Source organism: Streptosporangium sp. OZ121, from assembly GCF_051918885.1.
In the GTDB taxonomy this organism is placed as follows: Bacteria; Actinomycetota; Actinomycetes; order Streptosporangiales; family Streptosporangiaceae; genus Streptosporangium.
Map to the genome: position 1 here is coordinate 13,809 of NZ_JBPXMC010000041.1, position 21,745 is coordinate 35,553.

Below are 21,745 nucleotides of genomic sequence, written 5' to 3' on the forward strand. Positions count from 1 at the left end.
CTTCGGGATCCCCTCGAATCCGGTTCGAGGCTACGCGATCGGAGCTCAGCCCGCGGCGGCCTGGCGCCAGCCGGCGGGGAAGCGCAGAAGACGGCGTTCCCGCACCGTCAGGCCGCCCCAGATCCCCTCGGGCTCGGCCGCGCGGAGCGCGTAGGCCCGGCACTCCTTCAGCACCGGGCACCGCTCGCAGACCGCCTTCGCCCGCGCCTCGTGCTCGGCCGACTGCGTCAGCGGGAAGAACAGCTCGGGGTCGCTCGTACCGCAGGCACCCCGCGCGGCCCAGCCGATATCCCGCACCGTCGTCCGCATGACATCGCCCCCTGATCGCCCCCTGGTGGCCCGGCGTCCTCGGCCAGACTAGGCGGACCCCTGCGGCGGGACATCAGCCTCTCGACGGATTCACCCGTACTCATCGCGGCGTACCCCGGTGGCGCGCCACCCCCGTGACACCCCCTCGGCGCCCCGGCGCCACCCCGTGGCACCCTCGTGGCCCGCTCCGGCGCCCGCGTCGCGCGACGCGGCCTCAGCAGACGGTCGTCCCCTGGTTGTATCCCTTGGCGAACAGCTCCTGGCGCTGGCCCGCCGTGCCGTGGGCGTCCGGGCGCAGCCAGTCGTCGGTGGGGTCGCCCGCCGCGGCGAGGTTGATCAGGAGCTCGTCCTCGTCGCCGGGCTCGGTCTGCAGCGAGCCGCCCTTGACGAGCGCCCCCAGGGTTCCCCCGGCGTAGCAGTCGGCCTGGAGCTCCTGCTCGATGTTCAGGCGGAACGCGGTGTTCAGCTGCGCCTGCACCGCGTGCCCGAACTCGTGCGGGATGATCACGTAGACCGAGCCGTCGCCCATCCGCTCGTAGAGCTCGTTCATCCACGTCTCGTCGTAGGCGATGAAGTGTCCCGCCGAGCAGTAGAAGGCGTTGTTCGGCACCGAGGGCCGCCCGCCGCAGTCGGGCCCGTTCTCTCCCTGGTAGGCGACGAACGCGGTGACCGGGCGGTAGGTCAGCCCGGCCGCCGCGAAGGTCTGCTTCCAGTAGGCCTCGGTGAGCTCCCTGGCCAGCTCGACGTCCGACTCGAACGTCTGCCCCCGCGCGCTGGACGTGGCCTGCCCGCCGGTGGGGCCGGCCTCCGGTTCCGTGCCCTCCCCCACGCTCCCGCAGGCGGTGACGGCCGCCAGGACCAGGGCCAGGAAAAAGGAGAACGCTCTCATGGGCCCATCGTGACGGAGTCCGCGGCCCCGCGCGAGCGATCGGTGCGACCGGAGGCCGGCCGGCGCGGAGGCCGGGGAGGCACGGCGGGCCCCGTCAGCCCTCGCAGCGGCGACCCCACCGGCGTTGCGGGCGTTCCGGCGGCTCCGGCCGCGATCCCGGAAACGATCTCGGCCGCGGTCTCACGGGGACGGCCAGGTGTGAACGGGCTCGTTGGTGTGCATGTTCTCGATGTAGCGCAGGGTCATCCGGCGCAGTGCCTCGTGCCTGTCGAGGTCGCCGAGCGCGTTCACCGCGTCGATCTGCCAGCTCGCCCCGGTCGTGCCCGTCAGGCAGCGCTGCTCGACGATCCCCAGCAGCCGGTCCCTGGCCCCGGGGTCCACCCCCCACAGGTCGAGTCCCTCGTGGGCGAGCGGCAGCAGGCGGCGCAGGACCAGCTCCGACGCGACCACCTCGCCGAGCCCCGGCCAGAACAGCCGGGCGTCCAGTCCGTACCGGGCGGCGGCGTGCAGGTTGTCCTCGGCCGCGGCGAACGACATGCGCGTCCAGACCGGGCGTTCGGCGTACGGGAGGACGCGCATGAGCCCGTAGTAGAAGGCGGCGTTGGCGGCGACGTCCGCCACCGAGGGCCCGGCGGGCAGCACCCGGTTCTCCACCCGCAGGTGCGGGGTGCCGTCCACGACCGCGTAGACCGGCCGGTTCCACCGGTAGACGGTGCCGTTGTGCAGGGTCAGCTCGCCGAGCTGCGGGGTGATGCCGCGCGCCAGCTCCTCGCGCGGGTCCTCGTCGTCGCACAGGGGCAGCAGCGCGGGGAAGTAGCGGGCGTTCTCCTCGAAGAGATCGAAGACCGAGGTGATCCACCGCTCGCCGAACCACACCCTGGGCCGCACCCCCTGGGTCTTCAGCTCCACCGGGCGGGTGTCGGTGGCCTGCTCGAACAGCGGGATCCTGGTCTCCTGCCAGAGCCTGCGGCCGAACAGGAACGGGGAGTTGGCCGCCAGCGCCACTTGGGGGCCCGCGACGGCCTGGGCGGCGTTCCAGTTGGCGGCGAACGCCTCGGGGCTGACCTGGAGGTGGAGCTGGAGGCTCGTGCAGGCGGCCTCGGGGGTGATGCTGTCGGCGTAGGCCTCCAGGAACTCCTCGCCCTCGATCGACAGGTGCAGGTCCTCACCCCTGGCCGCGAAGATCTGCTCGTTGAGGAGCTTGTAGCGGGGGTTGGCCGACAGCGTGCCCTCGTGCACGTCGCTCTCTCGCAGCGTGGGCAGGATCCCGACCATCACCATGTGCCCGCCGACGGTACGCGCCCGTTCCTCGGCGTGGTTGAGCCGGTCCCTGATCACCTTCTCCAGCCGGGCAGCGCCGTCCCCCTCCAGGGATTCGGGCAGGACGTTGATCTCCACGTTGAACTGGCCCAGTTCGGTCGCCCAGTCGGGCTCGGCGATGGCCTCCAGCACCTCGACGTTCTTCATGGTGGCCTCGCCGCGCTCGTCCACGAGGTTGAGCTCGATCTCCAGCCCGGCCCTGGGCTCGTCGAACTCGAACCTGGACTCGCGCAGCATCTGCGCGAAGACGTCAAGGCACCGGCGGACCTTGTCCCGGTAGCGCCGCCGGTCCTCGCGGCTGAACACCATCGCAGGTACATCGCGTCCCATACTTCGCAGAGTCGCACAGAAGTAACTACTCGTACAGAAGTCCGCGAGGTGAGGATGCCGTGGACGCCGGGGATCCGTGGACGCCGGGGACTCAGACCAGGCGCCGCGCCGTGGCCCAGCGGGACAGCTCGTGACGGTTGGAGAGCTGCAGCTTGCGCAGCACGGACGAGACGTGGGTCTCCACGGTCTTCACCGAGATGAACAGCTCCTTGGCGATCTCCTTGTACGCGTAACCGCGGGCGATCAGCCGCAGCACCTCGCGCTCACGCTGGGTGAGCGAGTCGAGCTCGGGGTCGATCGGCGGAGCCTCGCTGGAGGCGAACGCGTCCAGCACGAACCCGGCCAGCCTCGGGGAGAAGACCGCGTCGCCCTCGGCCACCCGGCGGATGGCGTCGGTGAGCTCGCGCCCGCTGATGTTCTTGGTCACGTATCCCCTGGCACCGCCCCGGATCACGCCGATGACGTCCTCCGCCGCGTCGGAGACCGACAGGGCGAGGAAGCGGACCGTGGAACCGGAGCCGAGCACCCGGCGCAGCACCTCCTGGCCGCCGCCGCCGGGCATGTGCACGTCGAGCAGGACCACGTCGGGCCCCAGCGCGGCGATCGCCTTGACCGCGGACTCCACGTCCTCGGCCTCCCCGATCACCTCGATGGAGTCGCCCAGCTCGGCCCGCACGCCGGAGCGGAACAGACGGTGGTCGTCGACGATCAGGACCTTCACCACACTCATCGGACTTCTTCCCCTCGCGGTCCCGAGGGCCGCTCTCCTGCTCGTCGCGATCCCGGGGGTCGTCCTGAGATCCGCTCTCCGGCCCGCCGCGATCCCGGGGGCGGGGCCCCGGCTCGCCGCGTCGTGGCTCGCTCGCCGCTCACGTCTTCTCCAGCTTCATGGTCAGCATCACTTCCGTGCCCTCGCCGGGCTCGGTCCGCACACGGGCGCTGCCCCCGTGGCGCTCCATCCTGCCGATGATCGACTGGCGGATACCCATACGATCCTCGGGCACGTCGTCCATGTCGAACCCGATCCCCCGATCCCGGACGAAGATGGTGACCTCATCCGGTTCCGTCTCGGCGTACACGGAGACGACCTCGGACCCGGAGTATTTCGCGGCGTTGACCATCGCCTGCCTCGCGGCCTGCATCATCGCGGACAGCTCGGGGGTGAGCGGGCCGTCGCCGACGCAGACGACCTCGATCGGCACCCCGTGCGCGTCCTCCTCCTCGGCCGCCACCCGCCGCACGGCCGCGGCCACCGACGCGTCGGCGTCCTGCTGGGGCTGGTAGAGCCAGTTGCGCAGCTCCCGCTCCTGGGAGCGGGCCAGCCGCATCACCTCGCGCGGGTCCTGGGCGTTGCGCTGGATGAGCGTCAGGGTGTGCAGCACCGAGTCGTGCACGTGCGCGGCCACCTCGGCGCGTTCCTCCTGCCGGATGCGCTCGCGGCGTTCGCGCTGCAGCTCCTTCCACAGGGCGGCCAGCCAGGGCGCGGCGATCAGCGCGACACCGCCCACGACCACCAGGGTGAACACGATGCCCGGACGCGCGTTGCCCAGCTCGTCGTTGGCCACCAGGAAACCGATCGCGCCGACCACGACGAGCACGAGCCCGAGGAAGGTGCGGACCCGGTTCTGGCGGACCTGCCCGACGGTGTTGCTCATCCAGCGCTGCCGCCGGTCGGGGTCGGCCTGCTGCCACAGGATCAGCGAGCCGATGCCGCCCACGGCGATCGGCCAGGCCCCGATCCCGGCGCCCGAGGCGCCGGTGAGCCAGCCCAGTGCCATCAGCGCCAGCCCGATCGCGGCGTACGCGGTGAGCTGGCTCCAGTCCCTCCCCGGCTCCCTGCCCTCGTACGGCTCGCGCGGGGTGAACATCCACAGGGCGGCGTACGCCAGGGCGCCGAACCCGTCCAGGACGGTGAGCAGCACGAAGGCCAGCCGCAGCACGACCGGGTCGAGCCGGAGCTGGGCGGCGGCACCCTGGGCCACCCCGGCGACCAGCCGCCCCTCCACCGGTCTCACCAGGCGGGGGAAGGGGGCGTCGTCGGAGGTCACGGGCGCCGCGTCGCGAACTGTCTGTCGGTCAGCCATATCGTCAGCATCGTCACATGAACCAGCCTGCCAGTGCATCAGGCGTTCCCCTGAAGCGACCCTGAGAGAGACGTACCCTCTCCGGGACGACTCAGGGGTCTCCCGGATGCGTCATGGGCCGGGAAAGGCCACGATGAGGAACATGAACGACACCGGGCGGGCCCAGGATCCGGCGAGCTCGCCGTCCGCCTCCTCCCCCTTCGAGGAGCGCGACCTGAGGCGCAGCAACGAAGGGCGCATGCTCACGGGTGTCTGCGCCGGCCTGGGGAGATACGCCCGCATCGATCCCGTGGTGCTCCGGGTCGGTTTCGCGGTGCTGGTGCTCGGCTCCGGAATCGGCATCATGCTCTACATCGCGGCGTTCCTGCTGATGCGCGAGACCGACGGCGGCCCCGGCTACCTGGAGCAGTGGATCCGGCGCGACTTCGACGGCGAGACGGTCCTGACCCTGCTGACCGGCCTGTTCGCCCTCGGACTGATCGTCAACGTCTCCTCGGACGGCATCGGCACCGGCACGGTCGTGGTCGGCACGGTGTTCGCCATCGCCCTGCTCGCCGCCCATTCCCGCGGGGTCGACCTGCTGGCCGTGGCGAGGTCGCTGCCCGACCGGCTGCGCAGGCACCGCGCCCCGTCCCCGTCCCCGTCCCCGGCCGGCCGGTGGCCCGGCTCGCCCGGCTCGCCCGCTCAGGCGCCGGGCGCCGCCGGGCAGCGCCCCGTCGGCGAGCGGGATCCGGTCACCCACGCCGCCGCGTCTCCGGTCGCGTCTCCGGCCGCCGAGACGGTCGCGTCTCCGGCCGCCGAGACGGTCGCGTCTCCGGCCGCCGAGACGGTCGCGTCTCCGGCCGCCGAGACGGTCGCGTCTCCGGCCGCCGAGACGGTCGCGTCTCCGGCCGCCGAGACGGTCGCGTCTCCGGCCGCCGAGACGGTCGCGGACCCGTACGCGCCCTCGGCCGGCCCGGGATCGGCGACGGTCCCGCCGCCGCCCGCCTTCGAGAACCGTGCCGGGCAGGCGCCGGACATGCCCCCGGGCCCCGTCGGACCGCCGCGACACGGGCCGCGGGACACCCCGCCGAGCCCGTACGGCGCCGCGAGGCCGTTGTTCGACTCCTCCGGCGAGCCCTTCTCGCCCTACGGCCCCTACCAGCCTCTGGATCCCCGGAGACGGCAGCAGCCGTACCTCCCCTACGACCCGTCCGCGTACCTGGGGACGGTGGTGGCGCCGCCCCGGCCGCGGCGGCGCGGATCGCTCGTCGGGAGCATCACCATCTTCCTGGCCATCATCGTTGGAGGGATCATCGTGGCGATCCAGTCCGCCTCGGGATCGGTCAACATGACGGTCGCCGGCGGCGCGGTACTCGTCGTCATCGGCGCCGGCCTGCTGGTCGCCACCTGGTTCGGCCGGGGAGCGGGGCTGGTCGCGACCGGCACCGTCCTGTCGCTCGCCCTGATCGCGGGGTCCACGCTGGGCGGCGTGCCGAAGAAGTTCGGCGACTACACCTGGCGGCCCACCACCCTGTCCGAGGTGGCGCGCACCTACTCGGTGGACGTGGGAGAGGGCAGCCTCGACCTGGGCGACCTGGCCCTGCCCCCCGGCTCGCGGACCGTCGTGAACGCCTCGGTCTCGGTCGGCGAGATAAGGGTGATCCTGCCCCCGACGGCCAGGGTCGAGGTGAACGGCTCCACCAGGTTCGGTGACGTCAAGATCGACCATGCGGTGGAGGGCGGGGCCGACATCCAGCACAACAAGATCCTGGAGCCCGAGGTGCTCCCCAAAGGGGACGTGGCCACCATCGTGCTGAACATCAAGGCCGGCCTCGGGGACGTGGAGGTGCGCCGTGCGGCCTGACCTCGAAGGGACCGAGCGCCGCCGCCGCGTGCACCGCACCGACTGGATGGCCCTGCTCAGCGGGGTGGTGTTCATCGCGGCCGGCATCGTCTTCATCAGCGAGCCGTCCGTACAGCCGCTGGTCATGCTCATGGTCCTGGTGAGCGGCCTGGGCTTCGCGGGCCTGGTCGCCATCCTGGCCAAGGCCATCCGGCGCTAGGTGTTCCGTCCCGGCGGTCGCCGGCGACGGCAGGACCTCACGGCAAAAAACCACATCAGGCATTAGGGTCGGAGTATGTCGGCCCTGGAGTTCGTCAGCACCGTCCGCGCGACGCGGGCCGGTCTGACGGACACGCTCGCCGACGTCGAGGGCATGACCGCGTGGGGCCGGGCGCACGCCGCCGAGCTGGGGATCGACCCGGGCTTCCTCGCCTCGGAGGAGCTGCGGAGCGAGGTGGTGGAGCTGCGGCAGGCCGTGCGGGCGCTCTTCGCCAGGGCCGTGGAGCCGGGCCCCGCGAGCGGCGCGGACGCGCACCGGCTCCCGGGGTTCGCCGAGTCGCTCGACCTGGTCAACGCCGCGGCGCTGGCCGTGCCGCTGGCCGCGCGGCTGGAGTGGCCCGCCGGCGACGCTCCCCGCGCACGAACCGTCCCCGGCGACGGGGCCACGGAGTCGGCGCGGATCCGGGCGGCCCTGGCGACGTCGGCGATCGAACTCCTGGCCGGACCCCGGCGCGAGCGGCTCCGCACCTGCCCCGCGCCGCGCTGCGTGCTCTACTTCCTCAAGGAGCACGCCCGGCAGGAGTGGTGCTCGGTCGGCTGCGGCAACCGGGCCCGCGCGGCCCGCCACTACCACCAGCACCGCGACGGCTGACCCCGCCCGGCCGGTTCTCCCTTCTCACGCCCGACGGGTGGATCTCACGCCTGGATTCCCACAGGTGTGATTTACGTCATATATTTGTAATGGGAAAAATGATGATTATGCATTAGATTTACCCTGCAGCCAGACTAACGGAACGAGCCGTTAGAAATCCTGAAGGGAGAGACCAGATGACCTTCCAGACCGGCCACGTCGGCCTCAACGTCTCCGACCTCGACAGGTCCAGGGACTTCTACGTGAAGATCTTCGGCTTCGAGGTCCTCGGCGAGTCCGGCGAGGCGGGCCGCCGGTACGCCTTCCTCGGCCTCGACGGCACGCTGGTGCTCACCCTCTGGCAGCAGAGCGAGGGCCGCTTCGCCACCGGCCTGCCCGGCCTGCACCACCTGTCCTTCCAGGCTCCGGACATCGAGACGGTCCGCCGGGCCGAGACCGCGATCAGGGAGGCCGGTGCCACGCTCCACCACGACGGCGTGGTGGCGCACCGCGAGGGCGCGTCCTCGGGCGGCGTGTTCTTCGAGGACCCGGACGGGATCCGGCTGGAGATCTACGCGCCCACCGGCGCCGAAGGTTCCCCCGTACCGGTGGCCGCCGCTCCCACCTGCGGCTTCTTCTAAACGACCGTGGAGCACGCAGGAGAGCTCGCGGTTCAGCGAAGGGCCGGGGTGCGCGCGGTGGCGCTGGGTTCGGCCAGGACCCGGCCGGAGATCCCGGCGGTGGCGGCCGAGTTCCTGGGACGGCAGCGGATGCTGCTGATCGGGGCGAGGGGGCGGGACGGGCTCCTGTGGGCGTCCGCCCTGACCGGGCCCGAGGGCTTCGCCCAGGCGCCGGACGAGCGGACGGTCGTGATCGACGCGGTTCCCGGCGAGCACGACCCGCTGGCGGGGCTGGACGGGGGCGAGATCGGGATGCTCGCGATCGAGCCGCGGAGCAGGCGCAGGATGCGGGTCAACGGCACGGTCTCGCGGGAGGGCGGGCGGCTGATCGTCCGTACCGAGCAGGCGTACGCCAACTGTCCCAAGTACATCCAGGCGCGGGAGATCGTCGCGGAACCGGCGGAGCCCGCCACCCGCTCCCTCGGCTCCGCAGGCTTCTCCTCGGGGACGGTGTTCGGCGACGAGGACCGGGCGTGGATCGAGGGCGCCGACACGTTCTTCGTCGCCACCTCCGCGCCCGGTCTCGGCGCCGACCTGTCGCACCGGGGCGGCAACCCCGGGTTCGTCCGGGTGGTGGACGACCGGCGGCTGGTCTGGCCGGACTACGTCGGCAACTCCATGTACATGACGCTGGGAAACCTGGAGCTGGACGACGGCTGCGGCCTGCTCTTCCTCGACTGGGAGGGCGGCGGCGCCCTGCACCTGACCGGGCGTGCCCACGTCGACTGGGATCCGGGAGACGTCCCGGGCGCGCAGCGACTGGTCCGCTTCGAGGTGGACCGGATCGTCCGCGTACGGGGAGCCGTCCCGCTCCGCTGGAGGCTCGCGGAGTACTCCCGCCACAACCCGCCGGTCTGAGGGCGCGGCGCGATGGGCGCATCGTCCCCGCCAACGAGGGCAGTACCAGGGAGCGGGCACCGAACTGGAGTGCGGACACGGACCGTCGCAGGAGGTCCGGCCGGGCTTCAGGGCGGCATACTGGCAGTACGCCCCCGTGTAGTCGTAATGTCGCGACAGCGGCCGAGCGGTGAGGAGCGCAGCGATGGCGATGCGATTCGAGCACGAGTTCACGGTTCCCGTACCTGTCGACCAGGCGTGGCCGGTGCTGCTCGACGTCGAGCGGATCGCGCCCTGCCTGCCCGGAGCCGCCGTGGACAAGGTCGAGGATGACTCCTTCACCGGCCGGATGAAGATGAGGATCGGGCCGATCACGGTGACGTACCAGGGCCGGGTCGCCTTCGAGAAGGTGGACGAGGACACCCGCTCCATGACCCTCAGGGCCTCCGGCAAGGAGGCCAGGGGTCCGGGCACGGCGGGTGCCACGGTCGTCGCGCGCCTGCACCCCGAGGGCCGCAACACCCGGGTCACCGTCGACACCTCCTTCGACGTGACCGGCCGCCCGGCCCAGGCCGGCCGGGGCGTGATGACCGAGGTCGGCGGGAAGCTGATCGACAGGTTCGCGGCCAACCTCTCCCGTCTGCTGGGCCACGGCCCCGGCGTGGAGACGGCCGCCGAGACGGTCTCGGGGACGGCCGGCGTGGGCGGCTGGAGCGCGAGCGCGAAGCGGGAACAGGCGTCCACGGGGCCGGACGACGTTCCGGCGATCTCGGAGACCTGGGGTCCCGGCCCGGCGCGCCCCGCCGATTCGGACGATTCACGCGAGCCCGTCGACTCCACGACCGCACCCGCCGCGTCCGCCGGTCCTGCCGGTCCCGCGGGTTCGACGGCCTCCGGCCAGGAGAGCCCCGGCACGACCGGCTCGGCGTTCCCCGGCCCGGCGGGCTCGACGGGGCACGGCCCGGAAGGCCACGAGGGCACGACGGCCTCCGGCGGCACGGACCATGGTGCGGCGTCCGGACTGGGCGGCCCCGGCGGCCCGGAGGACCTGAACGGCCCCGGCGTCCCGAGCGGTCCGGAGCGTCACCTCAGCGCGGTGCCGACGCCGCCCGGCCTCGCCGTCGGCGAGAAGGAGGAGTCCCGCCAGAGCCACCCCGCGGGCACCTCGCGCACCTCGCTCAGTCCCGACGAGGAGGCCCTGAACCTCCTGGAGGTGGCGGGCCTGCCGCTGCTCAAGCGCGTCGCCCCCCTGGTCGCAGCCCTGGCGGGCCTCGTTCTGCTCGCCTGGCTGATCCGCCGCGCCCTGCGGCGCTAGCCGCCGGAGCGTGGCCCGCGATCGTCAGTAGACGCACCTCTCGGCGTCGTCCGACCGGTCGGACACCGAGGCCGCGTCAGAACAGTGATCATGCAAGGGGCCCCTTGCCGGAAGGACAAGACATCCCTTCTTGCCCGTCGGTCATGCCACCCTTCCCTGTTTTCTCCCCCGCCCGCGCTCCCCCGCCGCCCGCCCTTCCCGAGCGCCACGCCGACCTGTTTCCCGGACTTTCACACAACCCCAAAAACAGTGTCATCAGTGCACAAGCAGGACAACTGACTACTTTTTCTCGGGAATACCTCGGATCGTGATCAATATCCCGGAATGCAGCGTTGTGGTCATCACCTACAACGATGCCGCGCGGCTGGCCAGGGCCGTGCGGTCCGTGCTCCGGCAGTCCCTGCGCAACATCGAGGTGATCATCGCGGACGACGCGAGCACCGACGGCACGGGGAAGGTGGCCAGGGAGTTACAGCGCAGGGACGCGAGGGTCCGCTACCTGCGCGGGGAGGTCAACAGCGGCGGCTGCGGGGTGCCGCGCAACAGGGGGGTGGCGGCGGCGCGGGCGCCGTACGTGATGTTCCTGGACAGTGACGACGAGCTGACGAGACACGCCTGCAAGAGCATGCTGCTGGAGATCGAGCGGACCGGCGCGGACTTCGTCACCGGGCAGATCGCGCGGCTGTACGAGCAGACCGGGAAGACCGCGCGCTACTACCCCGCGCTGTTCGCCAGGCGCAGGACGGTGGAGGGCATCGCCAGGGAGCCGGAGATGTTCCTCGACTCCTTCAGCACCAACAAGCTCTACCGGGCCGAGTTGCTGCGCCGGGTGCCGTTCCGCGAGGACATGCACTACGAGGACCACGTCTTCAGCACCGCCCTGTACTGCGCGGCACGGCGGTTCGCCGTGGTCCCCTGGGTGGTCTACCTCTGGCACCGGGCCTCGGCGGAGAGCGACGAGCGGCCGTCGATCTCGCTGTGCCTGACGGAGATGGCCAACGTCCGCTCCAGGATCAGGGCGGCCCGGCTGAGCGACGACATCCTGCGGGACAACGGGCTCGGCGACCTGGTGCACGAGCGGCAGCGCCGCTTCGTCCGCCAGGACCTGCGGGTCTACCTCAACCCGCTGCCCTCGCGCGACCCGGCGTGGATCGAGGAGTTCGTCTCGGTGATCCGCCCCTACCTCGCGGAGCTCGACCCGGTGGTGTTCGAGACGGTCGACCCGCTCCTGCGGGTCTGCTGCAGCTTCATCCTCGACGGCAGGCCCGACGAGCTCCTGGTGGCCGCCCGTTCGCTGAACGGGCCGAAGGCTCCGCCGCGCGTCGCCGTACGGGAGGGCGGGCGCACCTACTGGGGCACCGTCGCCGACGAGAGACGGGAGATCACCTCGCTCCGGATGGCCGAGCTCCCCTACAGCGCCTCCCGGCTGCGCCACGAGGCGGTCGTCACCGGGGAGGGCTCGCTGATCAGGCTGGCGATCACGACGTACGACCCGTTCGGGGTGCTCGCCGCCACGCCCGGCTGGACCGCGTTCCTGCGGTTCAGGAACCATCGGGTACGGCTGGAACCGCGCGCGCCGGACGGCGACGGCGGTTACCTGAGTGAGGCGACGATCGACCTCGCCGCGATCCGCCACGGCCGCCTGGGCTTCGAGGGCCGCTACGACCCGGTGGTCGAGATCGTCAACCCCGACGGGCGGGTCACCTCCGACCGGCTGCTCGTCGACCCGCGCACCGCGCCGTTCGGCACGACCATCCTGTGGCACGAGGTCGTCGTCAAGGCGGAGGGGACCGCCGCGTTCCTGCGGGTGCTCTGGCGCCGCCAGGGGCTGCTGCGGCAGCTGCCCCGGCTCAAGCGGGCCGCCACCCGTCTGCTGCGGCAGGTGGGCGGGCCGGAGGTGAAACTCCGCGTCTACAAGGGGCTGATCTCCGTGATGCCGCCGCGCGGGGACCTGGCCCTGTTCGAGTCCGACGTCGGCACCGGGTACACCGGGAACCCGCGCTACATCTACGAGGAGCTCAGGCGGCGGAACACGCCGCTGAAGGTGGTGTGGTCGGCCGCCGGGACGCGCGGGAACTTTCCCGCCGGCGTCAGGCTGGTACGGCGGATGAGCTGGCGCCACGTCTGGACCATGGCCAGGGCGGGCTACTGGGTCGACAGCCACGGCATGCCGCTGGCCTATCCGAAACCGCCCGGTACCCGCTACCTGCAGACCTGGCACGGCCAGGGCATCAAGTCGGTCGGCTTCGACGCGCCCGACCTGCGCGCCGACTTCGACGGGCCGAGGGCGACCTGGCGGGCCGCGGTGGACCGCTGGGACGCGCTGGTCTCGCCCAGCGCCGAGTTCGAGCGGGTCTTCGTCCCCTCCAACGGCTACCGGGGGCGGCTGCTGCGGCACGGCTCGCCCCGCTGCGACGTGCTCGTGCACGGCGACCGGGAGGCGGTCAGGCGGGCGAGGGAGGCGCTGGAGATCCCGCACTGGTCCAGGGTGCTGCTGTACGCCCCCACCTACCGCGACCGGGCCAAGGGGTCCGGGCAGTCGGTCAGGGCCGACCTCGCCGCGATGGCCGAGGCCCTGGCGGGCGACTGGACGGTGGTCCTGCGGACCCACCCGGTCGAGCGGTTCGAGGTGCCCGAGCACCTGCGCCACTTCGTCCGGCAGGCGGGGCCCTACCCCGAGGTCAACGACCTGATGCTGCTCTCGGACGCGCTGCTGACCGACTACTCGTCGCTGATGTGCGACTACGCGGTCACCGGACGGCCGATGCTGTTCCTGATCGACGACTGGGACGAGTACCGCAGGGTGGAACGCGGGGTCTACCACGACCTGCCCGCGATCGCCCCCGGCCCCTGCCTGACCACGACCGAGGAGCTGATCGAGGCGCTGCGCGACCTCGAGGGACTGACGGCGTCGTTCGCCTCCAGGTACATCGCGTTCCGCAGGACGTGGTGCGCCGACGAGAAGGGCCACGCCGCGGCGAAGGTGGTGGACGCCTTCTTCGAACCCTCCCACGTCCAGACCCCCCGCCCCGCCGGCGTGCGGGAACGCGCCCCGGCCGGGACGCGGCAGCTGAGCCGCCTGCCGCTGCCGGGACGGCCGCGGTGAGCGGCGGGCACACCGGGGCGGTGGTGTTCGCGTGCGTGGACGCCGACACCCTCGGCGGCGTCCAGCGGGTCACCCACACCGTGGCGCAGGGCCTGGCCGAACGGGGCCGCGAGGTGCACGTGGTCGGGCTGCACCGGGCGGAGAAGCCGTTCCGTTACGTGGAAAGGCCGCGTTACACCAGCCATGTGATCCACCGCACTCCGGTGGGAAGGCTCTCGCGGCTGGGCAGGCGCCGCGAGCGGCGGGCGCTCGGCAGGCTGCTGCGGGAGGTGGGGCCGGGGTTCGCGGTGCTCGCCTCGCCCAGCGTGGTCGCCCGGATCGGGGGCCTGCTGCCCGAGGGACTGCTGCCGATCGGGCAGTACCACGGCTCGTACGAGCACGCGCGGGGATCCTGGCACCTCGGCTCGGTCCGCGGCCACTACGCCACCCTGGAGAAGGCGGTGTTCCTCAGCGAGGAGGACGCGTGGCTGTTCTCCGAGCACGCCCTGCTGCCCAACACCTGGTCCATCCCGAACCCGCTGCCCGCCTGGCCGTCGCGGACCGCGGACCTGACCGCCCGCCGGGTGCTCGGGGTCGGCAGGCTGGAGGGCGTGAAGCGGTTCGACCGGCTGATCTCGGCCTTCGCGGAGGCGTGCGGCCGGCCGGGCCCCGGAGGTGTCGGCGGTGTCGGCGGTGTCGGCGGCGACCCGGAGCTCGTGGAGGCCCGTCGCGCGGCGAGCGAGGACTGGGAGCTGCACCTGATCGGCGAGGGGGCCGAGCGGGGGCGGCTCCTGTCGCACGCGGCGGCGTGCGAGGTGAGCGACCGGGTGGTGTTCCGCGGCGCGGTGCCCGCGTCCCGGATGGCGGACGAGTACCTGGGCGGGTCGGTGCTGGCGCTGTCCAGCGAGCACGAGGGGCTGCCCCTGGTGGTCGGCGAGGCGGCGTCCTACGGGGTGCCCTCGGTGGCGTTCGACGTGTCGGGCGGGCTCAGGTCACTCGTCCTGGACGGGCGGACCGGGGTGCTGGTGCCCCCGGCCGACGTTACCGCGCTCGCCGCCGCGCTGGCCGGGCTGATGGCCTCGGCCGAGGAGCGGCGGCGGCTGGGAGCCGCCGCCCGCGCGCACGTCGAGGCGTTCCGCCCGGACCGCGTCCTGGACCGGTGGGAGGCATTGTTCGAGCAGGTCACCCGCTGAGCGGCACGGGCTCGTGCTCAGCGGGTCACCCGCCGGTCCTCACCGGCTCGCCGCGAGCCGGTCAGGCCGATCACCCGCCGATCCCCGCCGGCTCGCCGCGAGCAGATCGGACCGGTCGGACCGGTCACCCGCTGACCGCGACGGGCTCGTTGCGCGGCAGCGGCACTCCCGCCATCACGATCTGGGCGGAGGTGAGCCGCGCCCCCAGCGGGTTCGGCTCGCGGAGCCGGATCAGCCGGTCGAACGCGACCCGCTTGACGCGGGCCAGCTTCCGCTTGGCCGCGGTCCGCTCGTAGGAGACCATCCGCGAGGTCTCGACCTTCGGCGCGCCGGTGAGCTCGTACCCGTACGTCTCCAGCCGGTCTCCGAGCACGCTCTCGCACAGCGAGACCTCGCCGGGGTCGAGCCGGTCGCGCCACGAGCCGGTCCGCACGGTGGTCACCTCGCCGAAGGTGCGCGCGTGCCAGGTCTTGCGCGCGGGTACGGCGATGTCGGCCACCGCGCCCGGATCGCACATGGCGGGGTCGAAGTCCTCGCCGAGGAACTCGCACAGCCTGCGCAGGTGGGCCTCGGGCTCCGCGGTCAGGTCCTCGTAGCGCAGCTCGTGGTAGCTGCCCTCGGGGAGCTTCGGCGCGCCGTGCCGGGCGAAGTCGATCGCCTCGGCCCAGGCGGACACCGCGCTGTAGACGCTCCCGTTGTACCAGGGCATCTCCTTCAGCGACGCCACGCAGTCGCGGCCGTCCCTGATCAGGTGCACGAACTGGGCGTCGGGGAACAGCCGCAGCAGCACGTCGGTGTACTGGAAGTACGAGGGCCGCTTGTCGCCCCAGCGCGGCTTGCCGTGCCTGGCCGCGTACGCGCGCAGCACGATGCCCAGCGCGGAGCCGAGCGTCGGCGGCCCGTCGACGATCTGCTCCAGCACGTCGTCGCGGTCCAGCTCCAGCTCGTGGAAGCGCGTCTGGCGCCGGTCGACCACCCATTCGCCCAGCTCTCGCCGGCGTTCGGCGGCGTTGAGGTCGCCGAACTGGAGCCGCCGCTGGTAGGTGGAGACCATGAACCGGGTCTCCGGCGGGATGGCGACACGCGGGTGGGCGTGCAGCATCAGCTGCAGCATCGTCGTCCCCGAACGGGGACAGCCCAGGATGAAGATCGGGCGATCGGACGTCATGTCAGACCTTCGCAAGCTCGCCGAGCTGCCGGCTGGTGAGCCTCGCGGCCACCGGGCTGGGCTCGCGGAACCGGTTGAGGCGGTCGCGGATCTCCTTGCGCCTGCGCGCCCAGCGCCGCTTGGACGCCGCCTTCTCGCACGCCTGGACGTGGGCCTTGCTCGCCTTGGGGGCGCCGCTCAGCTCGTAGCCGTTGGCGACGAGCCGATCGGCCAGCACGGTCTCGCACACCGAGATCTCCCAGGGCTCCAGCCTGGCCTTCCACGAGCCCGCCCGCGCGGTCGTGACGTCGCCGTGGGTGTTGCTGTGCCAGACCTTGTGCTGCGGGATCGCCACCCTGGCGACGTGGTACGGCTCGGTCATCGCCGGGTCGTAGTCCTCGCCGAGGAAGTCGCAGAGCTTGCTCAGCTCGGTCTCCGGGTAGGCCGTCAGGTCCTCGTAGCGCAGCTCGTAGTAGCTGTCGGCGGGGAGCCTCTTGGCGTGCCGGCGACCGTAGTCGATCGCCTCGCTCCAGTTGACCGCGGCGTGGAAGACGTCCTTGGTGTACCAGGGCATCTCCTTCAGCGACGCCACGCAGTCGCGGCCGTCCCTGATCAGGTGCACGAACTGGGCGTCGGGGAACAATCGCGTCAGCAGGTCCACGTGGTGGTAGTAGCTGGGCCGCTTGTCACCCCAGCGGCTCTTGCCGTACTGCTCGGCGTACGAGCGGAAGGTGATGCCCATCGCCGACCCCAGCGTGGGCGGCCCCGCGACGATGTCGTCGATCAGCCTGTCCCCGTCGAGCTTGAGCTCCTTGAACTTGGTGTCCTTGTCGCTCACGATCCACCGGCCGACCCTGCGCCGGTTGCGCTCCTCGCGCAGGTCCCCGAAGGAGAACCTGCGGTAGTAGCCGGGCACCACGAACCGTGTCTCCGGAGGCACCGCGATGCGCGGGTGCGAGTGCAGCATCAGCTGCAACATCGTCGTGCCGGAACGCGGACAACCGATCACGAAGATCGGACGGTCGGACTGCATGACAACGAACCCCCGTAAAGCTTGGTCAAACAGATACGCGTGGCGCCTTCTGCACGAGCGGCATGACGGGCACCACCCGGGCGAAGAGCCACATTCGATAGATCAGGACGACCTCGTTCAGCAGAAGCAGCACACCCGCCGCGACCGAGAGGGGCACCAGGGCGACCGGCCCGATCAGCGGGGCGACCACGAACACCGCGGCGTGGAACTCGATGCCGCTGATCAGGTGGGTCCGCACCCGGTGGCGGGCCAGCAGGCGGCCGAACCTGCGGGGCAGCTTCGGGCGCCTGCCCCCCCGGGGGCCCCGCCCGGCCCGTTTCCCGTCCCGGCCCTCGCCCGGGTTCTCGTCCCGGTTCTCGAACCCGGCGACGCGCAGCGGCTCGCGGGGCGTGATGACCTCGACGTGCCTGACGTGCCCGGCGTGCCCGGCGTGCCCGGCGTGTCCCGCGTGGACGGTGTGCCCGGCGGCCACCGTCGCCTCCCCGGGCCTGGGGTGTCCCACGGTCACCACGGACTCGACGGGCGCCAGGCGTCCGAGCCGGTTCTCCTTGACCACCTCGCGCACGCGCTTCATCTGCGGCGCGTTCACGTAGCGGAACAGGTCGAGCACGGCCACCCCCGCGCCGAGCAGGACGTAGGAGACGTCCCCCGTCGCCACGTACTGCCCGGACGCCAGGCCGGCGGCACAGCACACCACCCTGATCCGGTCTCCCACGTAGTCGAGCCAGAGCCCGAACGCGGTCCCCGTCCCCTTGAGCCGGGCGATCTTCCCGTCCATGCAGTCGACCATGAAGCTCACGTAGAACAGCAGGGCCCCGGCGACCAGCCGTCCGGACGCGAAGCAGATCGCCGAGCACATCCCGAGGATCAGGGAGAAGCGGGTGAGCCCGTTGGGGGTGATGGACGTGTGGTTGGCGACGAGCAGGGTGAGCCTGCACGCCACCGGGTCGACCAGGAAAACGGTCCACCAGGAGTCTTTTCGTTTCCGGGTCGCGTGAACGTCGTCCAACGAATAGGCCCTCATGCGTTCCAGCATGGCCACGCCGCGTCTCCTCTCATCTACGCTCTGTAACTACTAGAAGATCTCCATGCCACTTCTTGACCGACCCGCGCCACAGAGATCGGGGGCTTTGAGGACGCGAAAGGCCGAGGAGGGCTTCCCCGGCCTTTCGCCCTCGCGGGGCGGGTGGTCACCGGAAGATCCGGTCCACCGCCCTGGCCGACGCGCCGCCGTCCTCCAGCGGGCAGAACCTGGCGGTGAAGGCGTCGTACAGCTTCCGGTACTTGGCGTGCACCTCGTCGGCGTCCCGTACGGCCGCCACGACCTCCTCGGTCGTGCGCAGCAGCGGCCCGGGGGCCTCGGCCTCGAAGTCGAAGTAGAAGCCGCGCACCTCGTCGCGGTAGCGCTCCAGGTCGTAGGTGTAGAACAGCATCGGCTTACCGGTCACCGCGAAGTCGAACATCGCCGACGAGTAGTCCGTGATCAGCATGTCCGCCACCAGGTACAGCTCCTGGATGTCCGGATACGCCGAGACGTCGAGGACGAAGTCCGTGCCGACCCTGGGCAGCCTGTCGGTGACGCTCGGATGCTTGCGGATCATGAGCACGTGGTCCCCGCCCAGCTCCTCGTCCATGTGCCGCAGGTCGAGCCGCAGGTCGAGCCGGTAGCGCCCCTTGCTGTAGAACTTGTCGTCGCGCCAGGTCGGGGCGTACAGGACGACCTTCCTGCCCTCGGGCAGGCCGAGCCGCTCCCGGATCTCCCGGGTCCGCGTGGCGGCTCCGGCGCGGCGCAGCAGGTCGTCGCGGGGAGAGCCGATCTCCAGGACCTCCCCCTCGAACCGCAGGGCGCTGTCCAGGACCGAGGTGCACCAGGGACTCGGCGAGATCAGGTGGCTCCACCTGGCGACGGCCCTGGCCAGCCGCTCGTGGTGGTCGGACCGGGTGAACGGCACCTTCTCGACGTCGAAGCCGATGCGCTTCAGCGGGGTGCCGCGCCAGGTCTGCAGCACCGTCTGGCCCTCCCTGCGCTCGAACCAGGAGGGCAGGTGGCTGTTGGTGACGATGTACCGGCAGCGGGCCAGGGCGTCGAAGAACTCCCGTCCGTACCGCCGGACCGGCGTCACCCCCTCGGGCAGCTCCACCTGCCCGTCCCTGACGATCCACATGAACTCCAGGTCGGCCCCCCGCCGCACGAGCTCCTCGTAGATCGCCTTCGGGCTGTCGGAGAACTGCCTGCCGCCGAAGCTGTCGAAGAGGACGGCGGGCCGCAGCGGCTCCCGGCACCTCGCGGGGTAGAAGTCCTCGCGCAGCAGCCGCTGCTGCTTGGGCCTGCCCGAGGCGCGCAGGTCGTCGCTCACGGTGAAGACGGCCTCGTCCATCAGGTCGGTGTCGAAGGTGAAGGTGCGGGTGGCGGAGATGTGCTCCAGCGGCGCGGACAGCCGGAACTCCACGCGCATGTCGCCGGTGCCGGTACGGATCGCGAAGCCGTGCGTGCCCGCCGGCAGCGGCAGCCGGCCGCCGAGCGTGTCGCTCCCCTCGGGCGTCACCGTGGCGCTGCCGCCGTCGAGCGGGAAGAGCCGTTCGCTGAGCCGGTTGCGCGAGGTGACGACCAGCCACGCCGGGCCGTCGATCGGGCGCATCGGGGCCCCGGTCACCTTGAGGTGGCCCAGGTCGGTCCACTCCACCCGCTCGACGTAGAACGTCGGCCGCTGCTCGCGCAGCACGAGCCCGCCCGCCTGCGACCGGTCCAGCACCACGTCGCGGCCGCGGAGCCGGTAGAGGCCGCGCTCCACGTCGCGTCCGACGAGCAGCGGCCTGGCCTGACCCCGCTCCTGGCCTTCCGGGTTTCCCGGGTTTCCCGGGAGGACCTCGAAGTGCCATTCGGCGCCGGGGTTGAGCGCGCTCATCTCCAGGCCGGCCGGGTCGAGGCCCGGCCAGCGCTCGGACAGCACCTCGTCGAGGTCGATCACCGTCTCGAAGGCACCGCCCGTCACGGTCATCGGGTAGCACCGGTCGCGGCCGCCCTGCGGCCGGGTCAGCCGCAGCGCCGGCGCGGCGCCGAGGTCGTCGTCACACCGGCCGCTGATCCGCAGCCTGCCCTCGGCCACCCGGTGGCCGGTGACCCGTCCGCCCGGCCGCTCCACCCGGAGCCTGAACTCCTCGGCGGGCGTCCACTCCGTCCACGCCACGGTCCCCGACTCGCGCTCGGTGAACTCCAGCCGCCGCGCGGCCGGGCTCGGCTGGGACAGCCTGCCCCTGCGCAGGAGGCCCCGGGACAGCACGCACAGGTCGATCCGCCAGGTCGAGCCGGCCGGAAGCGCGGCCGGGTCGACGGCCAGCCGGAACCCGCACCAGTCCTTGCGCCTGCGCGGGCCGGTGTCGACCAGCGACAGGCCGCGCCGGATCGTGACCGGGAGCCGGACCCTGCGGCTGCGACCCCCGGGGCCCTCGTTGCCCTCGGTGCCCTCGGAGACCAGCCAGGCGAGGACGTGCTGCTGGATCCGCCTGCGGGGGCGCAGGTAGCGCAGCGAGACCCGGCCCTCGACGACCAGCTTGTCGTCCTTCCAGTCCAGGCTGTCCACCCGCTGCCGCAGGTCCAGTTCCTCGCGCATCCGCGTGATCGGCCGCTCGACCTGCACGGGGCTGTTGAGGTGGTACCCGCGCAGGCCGCCGCCGACGACGCGGGCGGTCGGCTTGACCGTCCTGTCCCACTCCAGCAGCTGGAGGAGGTCGCCGATCCGGCGCTCCCGTACGAGAGCCCACTTCGCCCGGCGCTGCGCGGGGATGAGCGAGAGGACCTTCGGCCCCGCCTGGTCGAGGTAGGCGCACGCCAGGTCGAGGAAACGGTCGCGGAACTCCTCCCCCGCCTGGTCCAGCACCTGAAGGAAGTTCGGCAGGTCGCTGTCGAGGACCATCCGGTCCCACGCCTTCAGGTGCTGGGCCCGCCCGGTGTCGATGAGGAAGCTCCGCACGGAATTGACGGCGGCGAACCGGTCCTCGATCCCCTTGACGTGCCCCCGGTTCTGCGTGATCGAGACGCTCTCCCCCTCCCGCTCCCGCCACAGGTAGACCGGGGTGGACAGCACGTCCACCGCCCCGGCCATGAAGTGGGCGGGCAGGGAGACGGAGATGTCCTCCCACAGGACCCCCTCGGGAAAGCTCAGCCCCTGCTCGTCCCAGAAGGAGCGGCGCCACAGCTTGTTCGTGACCAGCCGGTCCTTGAGCAGGATCTCGTCGCCGGTCACGTGGGTCCGCCTGGCGGAGCCGGCGAAGATCACCTTGTGCATCGCCGACTGGCGCACCCCCTGCCCGCTGAAGCGCAGGACGTTGCCCGTGACGAAATCGGACCCGCTCTCCCGCAGACTGCACACCATCGTCTCGACGGCCGTCAGCGGGAGCATGTCATCGCTGTCCAAGAAGGCGAGGAAATCACCGGTGGCGTGCCTTATCCCGGTGTTGCGCGCGGTGCCAAGGCCCCCGTTCTCCTGCCGGATCAACCTGAACCGGTCATCACGCTCGGCGAAGGCCTCGGCGATCTCCGCGCTGGAGTCGGGAGAACCGTCGTCCACCATGACGACCTCGATGTCACTCCAGGTCTGCGCGACCAACGACTCCAGACACGCCTCAAGGTACGGTTCCACGTCGTAGATGGGCACGATGATGCTCACTGGGGCCACGATCGGTCCTCCGGTAGTCGAAAGCTCACAGTCCGGTCCATCGGCGTGAACGCCGGACACGGCACGCAGGTGAAGATCCACTCATCGTGGAAGACGTCACGGGCGCGCGGCGGGAGGCCCAGCGGTCGCCGGAAAGCGGCGGAAGGGGCCCGTGTGCCCGTCGACACAACCT

At 71.8% G+C, this 21,745-nt stretch carries 17 protein-coding genes; 8 read left to right on the forward strand and 9 right to left on the reverse strand.

Annotation, left to right across the window (positions count from 1 at the left end):
* Positions 1 to 45: 45 nt before the first annotated feature.
* From ACTOQ1_RS39425 to ACTOQ1_RS39445, 5 genes are all read right to left on the reverse strand, one after another.
* Complete coding sequence (locus ACTOQ1_RS39425) at positions 46 to 309, reverse strand: WhiB family transcriptional regulator (RefSeq protein WP_362678664.1); 264 nt, start codon at positions 307 to 309, stop codon at positions 46 to 48.
* A gap of 214 nt (positions 310 to 523) precedes the next feature.
* The gene (locus tag ACTOQ1_RS39430; RefSeq protein ID WP_440073322.1) at positions 524 to 1,198 is read right to left on the reverse strand and encodes a neutral zinc metallopeptidase; all 675 of its coding nucleotides are present in this window, start codon (positions 1,196 to 1,198) and stop codon (positions 524 to 526) included.
* A gap of 180 nt (positions 1,199 to 1,378) precedes the next feature.
* Positions 1,379 to 2,848: a glutamate-cysteine ligase family protein gene (locus ACTOQ1_RS39435; protein WP_440073323.1), complete on the reverse strand. Its 1,470-nt coding sequence runs from the start codon at positions 2,846 to 2,848 to the stop codon at positions 1,379 to 1,381.
* Positions 2,849 to 2,939: 91 nt separating this feature from the next.
* A complete protein-coding gene (locus tag ACTOQ1_RS39440) occupies positions 2,940 to 3,578 on the reverse strand; it encodes a response regulator transcription factor (protein ID WP_350943408.1) in 639 nt (212 codons plus the stop codon).
* 139 nt (positions 3,579 to 3,717) lie between these two features.
* A complete protein-coding gene (locus ACTOQ1_RS39445; RefSeq protein ID WP_440073325.1) occupies positions 3,718 to 4,932 on the reverse strand; it encodes a PspC domain-containing protein in 1,215 nt (404 codons plus the stop codon).
* A gap of 142 nt (positions 4,933 to 5,074) precedes the next feature.
* Here ACTOQ1_RS39445 and ACTOQ1_RS39450 point away from each other — a divergent pair, with 142 nt between their 5' ends.
* From ACTOQ1_RS39450 to ACTOQ1_RS39485, 8 genes are all read left to right on the forward strand, one after another.
* Positions 5,075 to 6,778: a PspC domain-containing protein gene (locus tag ACTOQ1_RS39450; RefSeq protein WP_440073327.1), complete on the forward strand. Its 1,704-nt coding sequence runs from the start codon at positions 5,075 to 5,077 to the stop codon at positions 6,776 to 6,778.
* A complete protein-coding gene (locus tag ACTOQ1_RS39455; RefSeq protein WP_440073328.1) occupies positions 6,768 to 6,977 on the forward strand; it encodes a hypothetical protein in 210 nt (69 codons plus the stop codon). The genes ACTOQ1_RS39450 and ACTOQ1_RS39455 overlap by 11 nt, the downstream gene beginning before the upstream one ends.
* A 75-nt stretch (positions 6,978 to 7,052) precedes the next feature.
* Positions 7,053 to 7,628: a CGNR zinc finger domain-containing protein gene (locus ACTOQ1_RS39460; protein ID WP_440073330.1), complete on the forward strand. Its 576-nt coding sequence runs from the start codon at positions 7,053 to 7,055 to the stop codon at positions 7,626 to 7,628.
* A gap of 176 nt (positions 7,629 to 7,804) precedes the next feature.
* Positions 7,805 to 8,248 (forward strand): VOC family protein, encoded by a 444-nt coding sequence (locus ACTOQ1_RS39465; protein WP_440073331.1) that lies wholly within the window; start codon positions 7,805 to 7,807, stop codon positions 8,246 to 8,248.
* 6 nt (positions 8,249 to 8,254) lie between these two features.
* Positions 8,255 to 9,145, forward strand: coding sequence for a pyridoxamine 5'-phosphate oxidase family protein (locus ACTOQ1_RS39470; RefSeq protein WP_440073332.1), 891 nt, complete (start codon positions 8,255 to 8,257; stop codon positions 9,143 to 9,145).
* Between the two features lie 184 nt (positions 9,146 to 9,329).
* Entirely contained in the window at positions 9,330 to 10,439 is a 1,110-nt protein-coding gene (locus ACTOQ1_RS39475; RefSeq protein ID WP_440073334.1) for an SRPBCC domain-containing protein, read from the forward strand.
* Between the two features lie 307 nt (positions 10,440 to 10,746).
* On the forward strand, positions 10,747 to 13,545 hold the full coding sequence (locus tag ACTOQ1_RS39480; protein ID WP_440073335.1) for a bifunctional glycosyltransferase/CDP-glycerol:glycerophosphate glycerophosphotransferase: 2,799 nt from the start codon (positions 10,747 to 10,749) through the stop codon (positions 13,543 to 13,545).
* The gene (locus tag ACTOQ1_RS39485; protein WP_440073336.1) at positions 13,542 to 14,717 is read left to right on the forward strand and encodes a glycosyltransferase; all 1,176 of its coding nucleotides are present in this window, start codon (positions 13,542 to 13,544) and stop codon (positions 14,715 to 14,717) included. Before ACTOQ1_RS39480 ends, ACTOQ1_RS39485 begins: the two co-directional genes overlap by 4 nt.
* Positions 14,718 to 14,841: 124 nt before the next feature.
* Here the strand turns inward: ACTOQ1_RS39485 and ACTOQ1_RS39490 are convergent, their stop codons facing one another.
* From ACTOQ1_RS39490 to ACTOQ1_RS39505, 4 genes are all read right to left on the reverse strand, one after another.
* A complete protein-coding gene (locus ACTOQ1_RS39490) occupies positions 14,842 to 15,885 on the reverse strand; it encodes a sulfotransferase family protein (RefSeq protein WP_440073338.1) in 1,044 nt (347 codons plus the stop codon).
* Between the two features lies 1 nt (position 15,886).
* Positions 15,887 to 16,897 carry a sulfotransferase family protein gene (locus tag ACTOQ1_RS39495; RefSeq protein WP_440073340.1) on the reverse strand — a complete coding sequence of 337 codons (1,011 nt, stop codon included), beginning with the start codon at positions 16,895 to 16,897 and terminating at the stop codon, positions 15,887 to 15,889.
* A gap of 25 nt (positions 16,898 to 16,922) precedes the next feature.
* A complete protein-coding gene (locus tag ACTOQ1_RS39500; protein WP_440073367.1) occupies positions 16,923 to 17,933 on the reverse strand; it encodes a CDP-alcohol phosphatidyltransferase family protein in 1,011 nt (336 codons plus the stop codon).
* 154 nt (positions 17,934 to 18,087) lie between these two features.
* A complete protein-coding gene (locus ACTOQ1_RS39505) occupies positions 18,088 to 21,564 on the reverse strand; it encodes a bifunctional glycosyltransferase/CDP-glycerol:glycerophosphate glycerophosphotransferase (protein ID WP_440073341.1) in 3,477 nt (1,158 codons plus the stop codon).
* Positions 21,565 to 21,745: the final 181 nt, after the last annotated feature.

Coding starts and splice junctions, on each gene's coding strand:
- ACTOQ1_RS39490 (WP_440073338.1), bottom strand. CDS start 15,885: ATGACGTCCGATCGCCCGATCTTCATCCTGGGCTGTCCCCGTTCGGGG.
- ACTOQ1_RS39435 (WP_440073323.1), bottom strand. CDS start 2,848: ATGGGACGCGATGTACCTGCGATGGTGTTCAGCCGCGAGGACCGGCGG.
- ACTOQ1_RS39475 (WP_440073334.1), top strand. CDS start 9,330: ATGGCGATGCGATTCGAGCACGAGTTCACGGTTCCCGTACCTGTCGAC.
- ACTOQ1_RS39440 (WP_350943408.1), bottom strand. CDS start 3,578: ATGAGTGTGGTGAAGGTCCTGATCGTCGACGACCACCGTCTGTTCCGC.
- ACTOQ1_RS39495 (WP_440073340.1), bottom strand. CDS start 16,897: ATGCAGTCCGACCGTCCGATCTTCGTGATCGGTTGTCCGCGTTCCGGC.
- ACTOQ1_RS39460 (WP_440073330.1), top strand. CDS start 7,053: ATGTCGGCCCTGGAGTTCGTCAGCACCGTCCGCGCGACGCGGGCCGGT.
- ACTOQ1_RS39430 (WP_440073322.1), bottom strand. CDS start 1,198: ATGAGAGCGTTCTCCTTTTTCCTGGCCCTGGTCCTGGCGGCCGTCACC.
- ACTOQ1_RS39500 (WP_440073367.1), bottom strand. CDS start 17,933: ATGCTGGAACGCATGAGGGCCTATTCGTTGGACGACGTTCACGCGACC.
- ACTOQ1_RS39465 (WP_440073331.1), top strand. CDS start 7,805: ATGACCTTCCAGACCGGCCACGTCGGCCTCAACGTCTCCGACCTCGAC.
- ACTOQ1_RS39450 (WP_440073327.1), top strand. CDS start 5,075: ATGAACGACACCGGGCGGGCCCAGGATCCGGCGAGCTCGCCGTCCGCC.
- ACTOQ1_RS39445 (WP_440073325.1), bottom strand. CDS start 4,932: ATGGCTGACCGACAGACAGTTCGCGACGCGGCGCCCGTGACCTCCGAC.
- ACTOQ1_RS39425 (WP_362678664.1), bottom strand. CDS start 309: ATGCGGACGACGGTGCGGGATATCGGCTGGGCCGCGCGGGGTGCCTGC.